The following is a 350-nucleotide window of genomic DNA, read 5'->3' as shown; positions in this document are numbered from 1 at the left end:
GGCAGCATCCTCGGCAAGTCGTTCACCGACTATCTCATTCCGGTTCATGCCGACATGCCCGCATTCGACATCGCCATGATCGACGAGGACGACCCGCATCTCCCCGGCGGCGTCAAGGGCATCGGTATGCTCGGCACCGCCGGCATCCAGGCCGCGATCGCCAACGCCGTCTACGACGCCATCGGCAAGCGCATTCGCAAGCTGCCGATCCGGATCGAGGATTGTCTCTGATCGCGGCACGTGGCTGCGCGCTCAAATAACTTCTGCGCTGCCGGAAAATGATGGCGGAGAGAGTGGGAGTCAAACTCCCGATTTCGATTACTCCACTTCGAAAGACTGAAAGCCGCTGA

At 60.3% G+C, this 350-nt stretch carries 1 pseudogene; it reads left to right on the top strand.

Going from position 1 to position 350, the window contains the following annotated elements:
- Positions 1 to 231: pseudogene (locus ACZXDY_RS46520) on the top strand (xanthine dehydrogenase family protein molybdopterin-binding subunit); the annotation flags it as partial.
- Positions 232 to 350: the final 119 nt, after the last annotated feature.

This window comes from Bradyrhizobium sp. LeoB3, assembly GCF_055456055.1.
This window is presented reverse-complemented; position numbering and strand designations above follow the sequence as displayed.